General features: G+C 61.4%; 12 protein-coding genes. All 12 read left to right on the top strand.

From position 1 onward, the window contains the following. The first annotated feature begins 25 nt into the window (after positions 1–25). The 12 genes from F464_RS0122315 to F464_RS30580 all read left to right on the top strand — a co-directional run bounded on the left by F464_RS0122315 (position 26) and on the right by F464_RS30580 (position 12725). Positions 26–1036 carry an AraC family transcriptional regulator gene (locus F464_RS0122315; RefSeq protein WP_018992083.1) on the top strand — a complete coding sequence of 337 codons (1011 nt, stop codon included), beginning with the start codon at positions 26–28 and terminating at the stop codon, positions 1034–1036. Positions 1037–1319: 283 nt separating this feature from the next. Continuing rightward, positions 1320–1559, top strand: coding sequence for a hypothetical protein (locus F464_RS0122310; protein WP_157354093.1), 240 nt, complete (start codon positions 1320–1322; stop codon positions 1557–1559). A gap of 60 nt (positions 1560–1619) precedes the next feature. Then, the gene (locus F464_RS0122305) at positions 1620–3590 is read left to right on the top strand and encodes an oxidoreductase (RefSeq protein WP_018992081.1); all 1971 of its coding nucleotides are present in this window, start codon (positions 1620–1622) and stop codon (positions 3588–3590) included. Positions 3591–3656: 66 nt separating this feature from the next. Continuing rightward, entirely contained in the window at positions 3657–4049 is a 393-nt protein-coding gene (locus F464_RS0122300; RefSeq protein ID WP_018992080.1) for a RidA family protein, read from the top strand. 9 nt (positions 4050–4058) lie between these two features. Continuing rightward, positions 4059–4451, top strand: a complete 393-nt coding sequence (locus F464_RS0122295) for a hypothetical protein (RefSeq protein WP_018992079.1) — start codon at positions 4059–4061, stop codon at positions 4449–4451. 111 nt (positions 4452–4562) lie between these two features. After that, positions 4563–6380, top strand: a complete 1818-nt coding sequence (gene meaB, locus F464_RS31435) for a methylmalonyl Co-A mutase-associated GTPase MeaB (RefSeq protein WP_018992078.1) — start codon at positions 4563–4565, stop codon at positions 6378–6380. Further along, on the top strand, positions 6377–7453 hold the full coding sequence (locus tag F464_RS29290; protein ID WP_018992077.1) for a molybdopterin-binding protein: 1077 nt from the start codon (positions 6377–6379) through the stop codon (positions 7451–7453). Before meaB ends, F464_RS29290 begins: the two co-directional genes overlap by 4 nt. Continuing rightward, complete coding sequence (locus tag F464_RS0122280) at positions 7450–7872, top strand: iron-sulfur cluster assembly scaffold protein (RefSeq protein WP_018992076.1); 423 nt, start codon at positions 7450–7452, stop codon at positions 7870–7872. Before F464_RS29290 ends, F464_RS0122280 begins: the two co-directional genes overlap by 4 nt. Before the next feature lie 304 nt (positions 7873–8176). After that, positions 8177–9364, top strand: coding sequence for a DNA adenine methylase (locus tag F464_RS30590; protein ID WP_084600577.1), 1188 nt, complete (start codon positions 8177–8179; stop codon positions 9362–9364). Further along, positions 9361–10098: a hypothetical protein gene (locus tag F464_RS31155; protein WP_018992075.1), complete on the top strand. Its 738-nt coding sequence runs from the start codon at positions 9361–9363 to the stop codon at positions 10096–10098. Before F464_RS30590 ends, F464_RS31155 begins: the two co-directional genes overlap by 4 nt. Then, on the top strand, positions 10088–11074 hold the full coding sequence (locus F464_RS30585) for a beta-ribofuranosylaminobenzene 5'-phosphate synthase family protein (protein ID WP_157354090.1): 987 nt from the start codon (positions 10088–10090) through the stop codon (positions 11072–11074). The genes F464_RS31155 and F464_RS30585 overlap by 11 nt, the downstream gene beginning before the upstream one ends. Further along, a complete protein-coding gene (locus F464_RS30580) occupies positions 11067–12725 on the top strand; it encodes a non-canonical purine NTP pyrophosphatase (RefSeq protein WP_157354088.1) in 1659 nt (552 codons plus the stop codon). Before F464_RS30585 ends, F464_RS30580 begins: the two co-directional genes overlap by 8 nt. The last annotated feature ends 108 nt before the right edge of the window (positions 12726–12833 follow it).

Raw genomic sequence — 12833 nt, 5'->3', positions numbered from 1 at the left:
GAATCCACACCGGAGGAGGACGACGATGACCCAGGCGTTGATGACGTCGCTGGGGGCGCGCGACGTGCTTTCGCGCTTCACGCTTTTTCATACCCGGGATCTCGACGAGGCCCGGAGCCGCGTGGCGGACGTGTTCTGCCCGCACGAGCTGACTTTCGCCGGCTGCGGCGGCGAGGTGGACACCCGGATGCAGCACGCGCGGATCCGGGGCGTGTCGATCAACCGCCTGGGTTACGGCGCCACCGTCTCGATCGACGCCGGCTGTCTCAACGATTTCCTGCTCGTGATGATGCCGCTCGCCGGCCATGCCGAGGTGCGCTGTGGCGCGCAGCAGATCCACGCGACACCGGAACTCGCGTCGGTGGTGACGCCGACGCTGCCCTTGACGAAGACGATCTACGACCAGTGCGACCAGATCATGGTCAAGATCGACCGCTCGCTGCTCGAAAACGTCTGCGCGCAGCATCTCGGCCACGCGTTGCGCAAACCGCTCGAATTCGGGCTTGGCCTGCCGATGTCCAGCCAGGGCGGCGTCAGCTGGCAGGCGCTGGTGTCGTACGTCGTGTCGGAGTTCGAGCATCGCTCGCCCACGCTCGCGTCGTCGCTCGCTGCGGTGCAGATCGAGCACCTGCTGGTCACCACGCTGCTGATGGTGCAACCGAACAACTATCGCGACGAGTTGCTGAACCCCTCGCAGTCGATCGCGCCGCGCCATGTTCGCCGCGTCGAGGAATATATCGACGCCAATGCCGATCAGGATCTGACGGTCGGCGACCTTGCCGCGCACGCTAACGTCAGTACGAGCGCGCTCTTTGCGGGTTTTCGCGAATTTCGCAACACGACGCCGATGGCCTACCTGAAATCGGTGCGAATGCAGCGTGTGCATGAGGAACTGCGAGATCCGACGTCTGCCGAAAAAACCGTGACCTGTATCGCGACCCACTGGGGCTTCCACCACCTCGGCCATTTCGCGATCGCATACAAGGCGCGGTTCGGCGAATCGCCCTCGCGGACTCGGGAGAAGGCGCTCGCCTGATCGGCGAATTTACCGCTCGGTTCACGGGTAGGGCAGGGGGCCTCCCCCATTCAAGGGGAGGAATTTGCTCATTAAATCCGTTCCATCGATTATTCCATCGGGTTGTCGGGTTCGGACAAGGAATTTGCTTGGTCAATTCAATCCTTACCCCTTCCGCGGCAAATGTTCAGATGGTTATCGAACCAATACCGGGTGGGGGGGGATTCGCCGGGAACGTCCCGCTACATTGACTCCACGTACCACGGCTTCGGCGATCCGGGCCGATTCGTTCGAGGAGAACAACATGACAGCTCTGGGAAATGTGATGGCAATGGTGCAGGAACTTCAGGAAGAGAAGGCCGCCATGACCGAAGAGACCCTCGCCCCCAGCGGGTTCGTCTTTCCGGCGACGTGTTCCTGTGTCTGCGCGTCGTCGCTGGGCGACGTGCTGGAGTACATCCGCGAGTCGCAGGGAGACAGCCTGCGCGAGTTCATCGCGACGCTGCCGCCGATAAAGGCGCCGCGCAGTGCGGTCGGCGCCTGAGGCGACCCGCCGCGAATTGACACGATTTTCCAGCCACACCGAATTCACGAGGAGACAACGATGAAGCGACCCGGCGAGCTCAAGCTCCCCCACCTGTTCAAGCCCGGCAAGATCGGCAAGTACGAGACCAAGAACATGGTCAAGTACGGCGCCTGCTGCGTGTCGAACTACAACACGCGCGACGGCTACATCACCCCGCGCGAGCTCGCCCGGACGCGCGTCATCGCCGGCACCGGCGCCGGCATCATCACCAACCAGGGCGCGTATCCCGATCCGCTCGGCGAGGGCAAGGCCTACTTCCGCCAGGTGGCGATCTTCGACGACAAGTTCCTGCCCCAGTTCGAGACCATCGCGCAGTACATCCACGACAACGGCGCGGTCGCGATCCAGCAGATCCTGCACGCCGGCCGCTACGGCGGCATCGACCTCGGCTACTGCATCCAGCCCTCGGTCGTACCGCAGACGCTGCCGCACTTCCGTCCGCCGCGCGAGCTGACGAAGGAGCAAATCCGCGCCATCGTCATGCAGCACGCCGACGCCGCCAAGCGCGCGATCCGCGCGGGCTTCGACGGCACCGAGGTCACGAGCTTCATGGGTTACCTGCTGGCGAACTTCAACTCGCGTTTCACCAACCAGCGCACCGACGAATACGGTGGCTCGATCGAGAACCGCGGCCGCTTCATGCGCGAACTGATCGATTCCATCAAGCAGGCCACCCCCGAACACCCGCTCGTCGTGCGCCTGAACGGCGCGGAGCTGATGGACCGCTGGGGCGGCAACAGCGAGGACGAGTGCTTCGAGCTGATGCAGCAGGCGGTCGACTGCGGCGTCGACATGATCTCGGTGACGGTCGGCTGGCAGGAAGCGCCCGAATCGTCGATCGGCCGCGACGTCGCACCCGGTCACTGGAACTACCTCTCGGCGAAGGCGAAGAAGCTGTTCCCGAACACGCTGATCACCTTCGGCAACCGCCTACCCGATCCGGTCATGGCGAACCAGTGCATCGCCGACGGCGTCTTCGACTACTGGGAAGTGTGCCGCCCGATGCTTGCCGACCCCGAGCTGCTGCACAAGGCCGCCGAGGACCGGCTCGACGAGGTGCGCCGCTGCATCGGCTCGCTGAACTGCCTGTCGCGGCTCTTCCGCGACCTGCCCTACACCTGCGCGATGAACCCCACGCTCGGCCACGAGGTCGAGCCGGAATACCACGTCACGCCCGCGGCGGTGAAGAAGAAAATCATGATCATCGGCGCCGGTCCCGCCGGCATGGAGGCGGCGATCACCGCGAAACGCCGCGGCCACGACGTCACGGTATTCGAGAAGGGCGACCGCATCGGCGGCAGCCTCGTCGGCTACGCGTCCAACGACCTCGCGCGGCCCGACGACCTGATCTCGGTGATCAAGTACTACGAGACGATGGCGCGCAAGATGGAGATCGACGTGCGCTTCAACACCGAGGCCAACGCGAAGTTCATGCGCAGCATCCTGCACCAGTTCGACGTGTGCATTGTCGCGGCCGGTTCGCGCACCGACATGAACGCCTACCGCCACGTCCCCGGGCACGACAAGCTCGTCGACGCGCTCGACGTCGCGACCGGCAAGGCGCAGCCGGGCAAGCGCATCGTCATGGTCGGCGCCGGCAAGATCGGTCTGACCCTTGCCGAGTCGCTGTGCAAGCAGGGCCACGAGGTCGTCATCGTCGAGGAGGACAAGCGCATCGCCGGCGACGTCATGCCGTCCTTCAAGTGGCGCCACTCGGCGTGGATCGAGGAGCTCGAGATTCGCACCCTGACGTCGTCGATGCTCGTCGGCGTCACTGGCGAGGGCGCGATGATCCGCAACGCGAAAGGCGAGGAGACTTTCGTCGAGGCCGACACCGTGCTCGTGTCCGGGCCGCGCAAGGCGAACCACGACCTCTTCCACGAGTTCCAGTGGATGGTGGACGAGCTGCACGGCGCCGGCGACGCGGTGATACCGCGTGGACTCGACGCATCGATCCACGAGGGGTATCGGCTCGGCGTGCGGATCTGAGCACTCGATGAACAAGCGGCCGCCGGATGGCGGTCGCATCACCCCCAACACCGAGGAGAACGAGACATGCAATTCCTGCAACCGCCCGGCTGGGTTCGCCCGAAAGGCTATTCGAACGGCGTCGTCACGAGCGGCCGCATGGTATTCGTCGCCGGCCAGGTCGGCTGGGACGAGAACGAGAAGTTCCAGACCGACGACCTCGTCGGCCAGGTGCGCCAGGCGCTGACCAACATCGTCGCGATCCTCGCTCAGGCCGACGCGCAGCCGTCGAACATCGTGCGCATGAACTGGTATCTCGGCGATGCGGCCGAGTACAACGCGCGCCTCGCCGAGATCGGCGCGGTCTATCGCGAGCTGATCGGCAAGCATTTCCCGGCGATGACGGCCTTGCAGGTCGCCGGCTTCGTCGAGCACGGCGCGAAGATCGAGATCGAAGTGACGGCGATGTTGCCGGCCTAGGAGCACGCGATGGAAACGGCCGTTGAGGTGCTCGACTGCACGGCGTGGAAGGCGATGCTGGATCGCGAGGGTCTCGCCGCGGCCGAGGCGTCCGTCGGTGTGCTGACGAAGGACGATTTCTCCGCGCGGAGCGGCCGGGTCCTCGTCTGGCGGGGCACCGCGTCCGGCGCCAGCGTCGCGCTGCGCGACTTCCGCGGAGATTTCGATGCCGACGTCGCGATGCTGCTCGTCGCCGATGGCGATGCGCTCGCGGCGGTGCTGGAGCAGGGCCTCGCGGAGGTGCCCCAGCTCGTGCGTCGCGGCCGGCTCCATCCCTACATGCTGAGGTCCCTCGACGGGCTGGAGGCAGCCGGCCTCGCGGACTTCGTCGAGGACTTCGGACTCGTCTTTCCACGTCATTGAGCGGGGATGCGGTCGTGCCCGGCGCAAACCGTCGATCCGGCACAAGGAGACTTCCCCCGCCCATGTGCCAGCGCAAGAGAATGCCGACCTCCCACTGATTGAGACCTGCCCATGCCCCCGCCGCCCAGCCCGGATCTCGATGCGATTGCCGCCAGCTCCCGCCCGGCGCTCGCGCGCGCATTGACCGTGATCGAGAACGATCTCCCCGGTGCCGACGCCTTGCTCGCGTCGCTCGCCAGCCGGGTCGGGCGTGCGCACGTCGTGGGCATCACCGGAGCGCCGGGCGCCGGCAAGTCGACCCTGATCAACGCCTTGCTCGGCGAGCTGCTCGCGCGCGGCAAGCGCGTCGCGGTCGTCGCCGTCGACCCCTCCAGCCCGGTGAGCGGCGGCGCGCTGCTCGGTGACCGCGTGCGCATGGGCGCTCACGGTAGCGACGAGCGCGTCTTCATCCGCTCGCTATCGTCGCGCGGCCAGCTCGGCGGCCTATCCAGGAAGACGGCGCACGCGGTGGACCTCTTCGACGCGGCCGGCTTCGACGTCGTCGTCGTCGAGACCGTCGGCGTCGGCCAGTCGGAAGTCGAGATCGCACGGCTCGCCGACACGCGCGTCGTCGTGTGCGCGCCGGGGCTCGGCGACGAGGTGCAGGCGATCAAGGCCGGCGTGCTCGAGATCGCCGATATCCTCGTCGTGAACAAGGCGGATTCGCCGGTCGCCGCGGCCACGGTGCGCGACCTCGAAGCGCGCGGCGCTGCACACGGCGCAGGCTGGGAGGTGCCGGTGCTGACGACGGTGGCGACGAGCGGCGAGCGCGTGGCCGCGCTGGCCGACCGCATCGACGAACACGCGCGGGTCGCGGGCGTCGGTCGACGGCGGAACGCGGCCGCGGTTGCAGCGCCGTCGGCGCCGGCAACGGACGACCAGCTCTTCGCCCAGGTCGAGCGCTGGCGGGCGGAGGGCCGCGGCGTCGCGCTCGCGACCGTCGTGCGCACCTGGGGTTCGTCGCCGCGGCCCGAGGGCAGCCACCTCGCGGTGGAGCAGGGCGGCGCCTTCGTCGGTTCCGTTTCCGGCGGCTGCATCGAAGGCGCGGTCATCGGCGAGGCGCAGGATTCGATCGCCGACGGCAAGGCCCGATTGCTGGAATTCGGCGTCAGCGACGAGCAGGCGTGGGAAGTGGGGCTGGCGTGCGGCGGGCGCGTGCAGGTGCTCGTCGAGCGCGTCGATGACGAGCTGTTCGGGCCGCTGCTGGCGGCACGGCGCGCGAAGCGGCCGGTCGCGCTCGTCACCCGTCTCGTCGACGGCGCACACGCGCTGGTCATCGACGACACCGTCGCAGGCGAGCTCGCGCTCGATGACGCCCAACTTGCCGAGACGCGCGTCCGCCTCGCGGCCAATCGCAGCGGTGCGCTCGCCGCAGCCAAGGACGCAAATGAGGGCGCGACTGAGGAGCCGCTCTTCGCACGCTGCCACGTCGGCGCCCCGCGCATGATCATCGTCGGCGCGGTGCACATCACCCAGGCGCTCGCGCCGATGGCCGCGATCGCCGGCTTCGACGTCGTGGTCGTCGACCCGCGCCGCGCGTTCGCGACGCCCGAACGGCTGCCGAACGTCGAGGTGTCGACGGAATGGCCCGACGAGGCGCTCGAACGCCTGCAGCCCGACGCCCAGACCGCCGTCATCACGCTGACGCACGACCCCAAGCTCGACGATCCCGCGCTGACCATCGCGCTCGCGAGCCCCGCGTTCTACATCGGCTCGCTCGGCAGCACGCGCACGCACGCGAAGCGCGTCGCGCGGCTCACGGAGGCGGGACTTGGCGAGGCGATCCCGCGCATCCGCGCGCCGGTCGGCCTAGATCTCGGCGGCCGCGCGCCGGCCGAGATCGCGGTCGCGATCCTCGCCGAGGTCATCCAGACGAGGCACCAGCAATGATCTTCGACGAATTTCCCCTCGCCGCCGCCCAAGGCGTGATGCTCGCCCACACACTGAAGATCGGCGGGCGAACGCTGAAGAAGGGCCGCGTGCTGTCTGCGCTCGATCTCGATCTGCTCGACGACGAGGGTTTCTCGACCGTCACCGGCGCGCGGCTCGATCCCGAGGACGTCGCCGAGGACGCCGCAGCGGAGGAGCTCGCAGCCTTGCTCGTCGGCCCCAACACGGCGACGCGCGCACCCCGTGCCGGCCGCTGCAACCTGCACGCGTCGGCATCCGGCGTGCTGCGCATCGACGCCGAACGCATCGACCGCATGAACCTGCTCGACGAGGCCATCGCGATCGGAACGCTGCCGCGACATGCGGTCGTGCATCCCGGTCAGGTCGTCGCCACCGTGAAGATCATCCCCTTCGCCGTGCCGCGACGCCTGCTCGACGCCTGCCGCGAGATCGCCGCCGGCACGCCGCCGATCACCGTGGCCGAACTGAAGCCCTGCCGCGCCGCGCTCATCCAGACCGAACTGCCCGGCATGAAGGACTCGATCTTCGCGGCCACGGTGAAGGTCACGCGCGACCGGGTCGAGGCGCTCGGCGGACGCCTCACGCTCGCGCTGCGCGGGCCCCACCGCCGCGACGCCCTCGAATCCATGCTGCACCAAGCGCTCGCGGCCGGCTGCGAGCTCGTGATGGTGTGCGGCGCCACCGTCGCCAAGGACCGCAACGACATCGCCCCCGCCGCGGTCACGGCGGTGGGTGGCACGATCGAGCACTTCGGCATGCCCGTCGAGCCCGGCAACATGCTCGTGCTCGGCCGCATCGGCGCCGTGCCGGTGGTGATCCTGCCCGGCTGCGGCCGCTCGCGAAAGAGCAACGGCCTCGACCTCGTCCTGCCGCGCCTGATGGCCGGCATCCCGCCGACACGCGAAGACGTCATGCGCATGGGCGTCGGCGGCCTGATCCGCAGCGCGCCCGAGGAGGGCGACGACGCGAACCCCGACATTGACCGGGCCCGCGGCCCCGCACGAGCTGCCGCCCACGTCGTGAACCGAAGCGGGACGACTACAGTCCGATGATCGAACCCCTCTACAACAAAGGCATCCGCGAGCTCGCCGACGCCGCCCACGGTGCCGGCCGGCTCGCTGCGCCGACCGGTTCCGCGCTGCGCGACAGCCCGATGTGCGGCGACCGCGTGCGAATGGACGTCGAACTCGTCGACGGCCGCATTGCCGCGATCGCGCATGAGGTCAAGGGATGCCTGCTGTGCCGCGCGTCGGCATCGCTGATCGGCCTGCATGCAGTCGGCCGCACGCCGGCCGAGGTCGAAGGACTGCGCGCGCTCATGGCGGCGATGCTCGCCGGAGGCGAAGCGTCCGGAATGCCCGAGGGCACCGACGAGATCGCGCTATTCGCGCCGGTGCACGGCTACCGCAGCCGCCACGGGTGCGTGATGATCCCCTTCGAAGCCCTGACGATCGCCCTCGCAGGCGGCTGAGGCGCTAATCCGGCGCAGCCGGCTCCTCGGGCGCCAGCGCAGCTTGATCGGAGAAGAGCCGGAGTGGGAGTCTCTATGCGAGGGGCCGTTGGTCGGCCAATGCCGACCTTGGCCCTGACACCGGTGTCGGGCGGCCATGCGTCGGTCGCCTGCCGCTCACCTGCTTGTGTAGGTAAACTACCGCTTCCTTTGTCTGCCAATAGCCGGCCCCGACCCTCAGCAGCCTTCCACCGTCTACGGGTGCAATCGTCAAATAACAACCTCAGCCTCGCCCTGAAATGAAGCGTTGTCTGGATTGCCGGAAATGCGAGACGCTCTTGATAAAAAATGCAGGGCGCGACAGACTCGCGATATGAAGAATACTGCCGTAGCCAACCTGCACACAGACGGACAAGATTTCGTCATACGAGACACATTCGATCACGCTAGTCTGATCGTCGACAAGCAAGAACGAGTCAGATCTGGCTTCGACGCATTCCCATCAACACGCTTCTACGGAAGTAAGCGACGTCAGCTTCCTTGGCTTTGTTCCGTCTTTGCAGAGCTGCCGGGAAAAACGATACTCGATGCTTGCGGGGGCACCGGTACAGTTTCTCTACTGCTTAGCAACCTAGGCAAGCAGGTTACATACAACGACGTCTTCGCATTTAATCAAATTTCGGCTACCGCACTATTCGGGCGGAAGCAGTCCAAACCTCAGGATTTATTGGTATTCCTTGACGAGGTGCGACCCGTCCGAGGTTTTATATCAAAAACATTCAAAGGCATGTACTTCACCGACGAGGAAAATCACTGGTTAGACGGAATTATGTCGTTAGTAGTCGATATCGACGATGCCGAATGGAGAGCAATGATCCTTTACTGCCTCTTCCAGGCTTGCTTAAAAAAGAGGCCGTTCAATCTGTTTCACCGCGCAAACCTGGGCCTTCGCCACTCAAAAGGCAAGGTTAAATTTGGAAATAGGACAACCTGGGATGCATCTTTCTCGACACACATGATGAGTGCGCATGCTGACTTGCTAAAAGCACGCGCCCTAGTCGAGACGCCGGTCAATGTACTGCCAGCTGGTTCAGCTGACGTTACCGTAGGAAACTTTGACATCGTTTATTTGGACCCTCCATACTTCAATTCCCATCGCCATACAGAATCATACCTGCATCGCTATCATTTCCTGGAAGGGTTAGCTCGGTATGAGGAATGGCCAAGACTGCTGAACAACGGCTCCCCCATTCGGCAGCTAAGAGACGAGGCAGTACCTGGTGAATGGAGCTCAAAGGGGCGCTTTGAAAGTCAGTTGATGTCGACTTTGGATCGCTATATAGACTCAACAATCGTGCTTTCGTACGTCGCCGAGGCGTACCCCAGCGAATCAACGCTGAGGCGATCTTTTGAAGAGCGTTTTTCGCAAGTTCGGGTGATTGAGAAGCCGTTCAACAGGGCTCTATCCAAACGATCGAGAATGGAATTGATTTTCGTGGGGCAGAATTTATGACGATTTTTTCATCCAGACTTCTGATTCCGCTTCACTGGGCTGTCTTGGGGGTAATTGTACTCATAACGACAATATTTTTCTGGATGTTTTTGTTTTTTGTTCCGGGAAAGGAGTGGTTCGCCCCAGACGGATACCTCGTGATAATGCTGACTGGCCTTATCCCAGGTCTGGTCGTCGCCTTAGGTCAGTACATGCTGCAGTGGTTTGAATTTCGCGAAATGTCGAGGCTTAGAGCGTTAAAAATTAAGGATGTACTAGTTTCGAGGGATGATGAGAAATATTACGGCAGCCTTATTGCCAACGCCGAGAAAGAAATCTGTGTTCTTGGCGTAACAGCTACGCGTCTTTTATCTGATTTTGCGGACCAAGGCAGTCCTAAGCTAGAAAAAAAATCCCTGATCAGCGCGCTTCAGCGGGGCGTGAAATTGAGGATTCTCATCGCCAATCAGAAGTGGCTGCCGCGGGAGGATGCCAGCGAGAAGTTTCCTAAGGCAGTTAGAAGACTTAAGGAGCTCCAGAACACGTTTCCTAATTATTTTGAATATAGAATCTACGATAACCAGCCGTCGCACACTGTCTTTAGAGCGGATAGCGAGTGCCTCGTCGGTCCCAAATTTCCCCAACTGGAAAGCAAAAACACACCCACGGTTCACACTTCTTCAGACGGAAATTTTGCCAAGCCGTATCTCGACTACTTCGAGAGCGTATGGAATAACGCGGTCAATGGCGATTAATAACATATCAATCACTGTCTATCCGCGCCTTCATCTTTCGCTTCTGGATCTTTCAGAAAACGGATATAGAAGAAACGGCGGAGTCGGCTTTGCTATTGACACGCCTTTGTCAACATTACGATTTGAGGCCTCTCCCGTTACGGACTTGGGGGTGCTTCGTCAGGTGGCATTCTCCGAGGAGGAAGTTGATAAGTTGGCCGATCGGATTGATCGAATTAGGGCGGAGCATGGTCTGGCATCGACGATTCGGCTCAAGTCTGTTACGCCATTTTCACGTCATTCTGGGTTGGGATCCGGTACCGCGATCTGCTTAAGCTGTGTGGAATCAATGTTTCTCATCAATGGACAAAACGCAGAGCGGTACCAGTTACAAGAGTTGTCCGGGCGGGGTGGCGTATCGGGAATCGGGCTTAACGTCTACTTTGATGGCGGCTTAGTGTGCGACTTGGGTAGATCCACAAAGTCCGCGCCTTTTATCCCGTCTGATGCGATTGACTCTCCTAGCGAGCTCCCATTGCCTCTCGTCGCGCTTCCGATGCCCTCTTGGGATATTGGAATACTGATTCCAAGAAACATCGATCCACTTACACTTGAACAAGAAATTGACCTGTTCTCAAGAACGTGCCCGCTTCCAGCGAAAAGCGTGTACGAGATGGTCTACCACACCTTTTTTGGGGTCGTGGCCTCGGTAATTGAACACTCGAAAGTGCAGTTTGCTTCTGCAGTTTGCGCATTGCAGGATTGCAAGTGGAAGGCTGTCGAAATCAGGTGCTACGGCGCGCCTATGCTTTCATATATTACTACCCTCAAGCAGCTCGGATGTGATGCTGTGGGCATGAGCAGTGTCGGGCCAGCTTTATTCTTCTTGGCGGAGGATTTTGATCGAACTTTTTCCTCAATAGCATCAGAATTCCCATCCGATCTGCTTATCCGTACTCGTCCCAGAAACCGCGGCCGAGATCTTAGCTTTGACTGACATCGTCTTCTTCTCCACCAATCGAACGAAACTCGCCCATTTCAAATATATGGGGCAGCGGTTGGGAATCCGGGTAACTGGTTTTCGTGAGAAGTACTTCTACGGTAGCTACCATGAGCCACGCATCGATGACCGGGAGACGCTGCTACGGGAGAGTTACGAAAGCGCCCTGGAGCAGTGGAGGAGACGGACCGCAACAGACGACCTTGGATTTTTCATTCTAGAGGACACATCCGTCTGTATAGACGCACTTAGCGTGGAATCTGAAGTCCCTGGAGTGCACGTCAAGTACTGGATGAAGGGGAAAACGCTTCCCAAGCTGAACAGGTTGATCAACCGCGCTGGCGGGATCAGAACCGCGACTGTTCGTTCAGACATTGTTCTCCATATTCCGGATAAATTTAGGAAAGCGCTGTGTCTTGGCGACAAGCTTCTTTGGTTCTTTGGAGAGACTAAAGGGGCGATCCTTGAACGAGAGCGAGTCCTTCAGCAGAACCTCCTCTACCCTTGGTTGGACAACAAGACATTTAATAAGTGGTTCGTTCCAGAAGGCTTCTCAGAGCCTATAAGTGCGCTCTCTATAGCGCACGCCGACACAGTTGACTTTCGGTTCAGAGCGTTCGAACAAGTTGCCGCTTTCTTAAAGAAGATTGGACTCGCTGAACCTGCAGGTGCACCTTTTGGGTACCAACTGTCAATCCCGAGTATTCCCAAGCCGCCACCAGTAATTGTGATCTGTGGCTACAGCTGTGCAGGGAAGACTTTGCTGTCGCAGTGGCTTCGCGACGAGCATGGGTACATGCATTTCGAGGCCAGCGATTTCATGTATCAGGAATACTGGCGGAGACATGGGATAACGGGCGATGTAAAGATCGGCGATTTTGCAATCTCTGCACTTAGTCAAGATCCTACCATCGTACCGGCATCGATAGCCGCTCATATAGAAGCCAAAGGCCACTTACGCGTAGTCGTTAGCGGCTTTCGCTCACCTGACGAGATTGATCACCTAGAAAGGTTACTTCCGAACAGAGAAATAAAACTGGTCTTTCTAGAAGCACAGCAATCCATACGTTTTTCTCGCGCTGTTTCGAGGGGTAGAGAACAAGTAACCATTGATGGATTCCGTGAACGTGATGCCAAGGAAGAGGTGATGGGCTTAGAGAAAATAAGGACAACCCGCGGTGCAGCTGTCGTCGAAAACCTGGAGACCGTTGAGTCTTTGTATGAAAAATTTAGAGCAAGGTTCGCTGAGCTTCTGGCGGAATGCAGTCACCAAGATGAAGTCAGCGGCCACGAGCAGGCCAGAGAACTCGAGAATGTGATTTTGCTCGCGCTTCACCAAGCCGGGCCACGGAGTAGTTACACAACCACCGAGATCGCCCGGCTTGTCACGGAGCAGTTGGGAATAAAGAAATCGAAGAACAATATCAGCCGCTACTTCTACCAAGATTTTCATCCGTACTTCGAAGTCACCGTGGAAGCGGGTAGGAACAAATACAGGCTATCCAATACTGGACATAGTGCGGCTATTAGGTTGCGGCGAGCCGCAAACTTTCAGACTTATGGAAGACAACCGCCCAAGAAGAATTCGGCGGCTTCTGCTGATCTGTTCGGTGTTGGAGTCGACGTTGAACGCGGACCGAGATACTAATGTGTGCAAAGGCGAAACCAAGTTCGCCTTGAACGGTCGGCGACGGCAGATATGAAGGTGGAGGTTGGAAAAGAGACGTTGTCGTGGATTTCGTAGTCGAACGTCCGG

Origin of the sequence: Aromatoleum toluclasticum ATCC 700605 (assembly GCF_000378245.1) — a bacterium.
In the GTDB taxonomy this organism is placed as follows: domain Bacteria; phylum Pseudomonadota; class Gammaproteobacteria; order Burkholderiales; family Rhodocyclaceae; genus Aromatoleum; species Aromatoleum toluclasticum.
The sequence above is the reverse complement of the archived record's forward strand: the minus strand, read 5'-3'. Positions and strand labels throughout refer to the sequence as shown.

What these genes read in the sequence shown, in the direction of transcription:
- F464_RS0122315 (WP_018992083.1), top strand. Translation starts at nt 26, where the DNA reads ATGACCCAGGCGTTGATGACGTCGCTGGGGGCGCGCGACGTGCTTTCG.
- F464_RS0122310 (WP_157354093.1), top strand. Translation starts at nt 1,320, where the DNA reads ATGACAGCTCTGGGAAATGTGATGGCAATGGTGCAGGAACTTCAGGAA.
- F464_RS0122305 (WP_018992081.1), top strand. Translation starts at nt 1,620, where the DNA reads ATGAAGCGACCCGGCGAGCTCAAGCTCCCCCACCTGTTCAAGCCCGGC.
- F464_RS0122300 (WP_018992080.1), top strand. Translation starts at nt 3,657, where the DNA reads ATGCAATTCCTGCAACCGCCCGGCTGGGTTCGCCCGAAAGGCTATTCG.
- F464_RS0122295 (WP_018992079.1), top strand. Translation starts at nt 4,059, where the DNA reads ATGGAAACGGCCGTTGAGGTGCTCGACTGCACGGCGTGGAAGGCGATG.
- meaB (WP_018992078.1), top strand. Translation starts at nt 4,563, where the DNA reads ATGCCCCCGCCGCCCAGCCCGGATCTCGATGCGATTGCCGCCAGCTCC.
- F464_RS29290 (WP_018992077.1), top strand. Translation starts at nt 6,377, where the DNA reads ATGATCTTCGACGAATTTCCCCTCGCCGCCGCCCAAGGCGTGATGCTC.
- F464_RS0122280 (WP_018992076.1), top strand. Translation starts at nt 7,450, where the DNA reads ATGATCGAACCCCTCTACAACAAAGGCATCCGCGAGCTCGCCGACGCC.
- F464_RS30590 (WP_084600577.1), top strand. Translation starts at nt 8,177, where the DNA reads ATGCGAGACGCTCTTGATAAAAAATGCAGGGCGCGACAGACTCGCGAT.
- F464_RS31155 (WP_018992075.1), top strand. Translation starts at nt 9,361, where the DNA reads ATGACGATTTTTTCATCCAGACTTCTGATTCCGCTTCACTGGGCTGTC.
- F464_RS30585 (WP_157354090.1), top strand. Translation starts at nt 10,088, where the DNA reads ATGGCGATTAATAACATATCAATCACTGTCTATCCGCGCCTTCATCTT.